Source organism: Gilliamella sp. B2923, assembly GCF_026536565.1.
In the GTDB taxonomy this organism is placed as follows: Bacteria; Pseudomonadota; Gammaproteobacteria; order Enterobacterales; family Orbaceae; genus Gilliamella.
The window spans coordinates 1-658 of the sequence record NZ_JAFNNZ010000055.1 but is presented as its reverse complement, the minus strand read 5'-3'; the positions used below and the strand labels follow the sequence as shown (position 1 = coordinate 658).

General features: G+C 44.2%; 1 protein-coding gene. It reads left to right on the top strand.

Features of this window, described 5'->3' with window-relative positions; all coding sequences use genetic code 11:
• The coding region (locus J3U42_RS12320; RefSeq protein WP_267336620.1) for a ShlB/FhaC/HecB family hemolysin secretion/activation protein at window positions 1-658 on the top strand (658 nt) is incomplete at both ends.

The window sequence follows — 658 nt, the reverse complement described above, 5'->3', positions numbered from 1 at the left end:
TACGTTACACCGATGACAGTGATAAATATGCGCAACTTTACACCGCGATGCCGGCAAGAGAAGGGAAAATCTTAAATTTACGTGATATCGAGCAAGGGCTTGAAAATCTTCAGCGCATACCGACAGTCAGCACGCAAATGCAATTAGTCCCGGGTGATAAGCCGGGTGAAAGCGATATTATGATTAGTCGCAAGCAGACAAAAATGTGGCGATTAGGGTTATCGATTGATGACTCGGGTACCAAAGCTACCGGTCGTGATCAGGGCGGTGCCACGTTATATCTGGACAACCTGTTATCATTGAGTGATGCGTTTTATGGATCAGTAGGACATGATTTAAACGGAAAAGGCGAATACGGCTCCCGTAACTTTTTATTGTCCTATTCGGTACCTTTCGGCTATTGGACGCTCAATACATCATTATCCGGTAATAAATATCATCAAACTGTAGCCGGGCAAAATGTCAATTATCAGTACAGTGGGCGCAGCCGTAATGCCAATATCCAACTTAGCCGCGTTATTCACCGTAATGAGTCACAAAAAACCACCTTAAGCTATGGCCTTTCACTGCGCCAATCGCATAACTATATCAATAATACGGAGCTTGAAGTTCAACAGCGCAAAACCACACATTGGCAATTGGGTTTACAGCATCGACA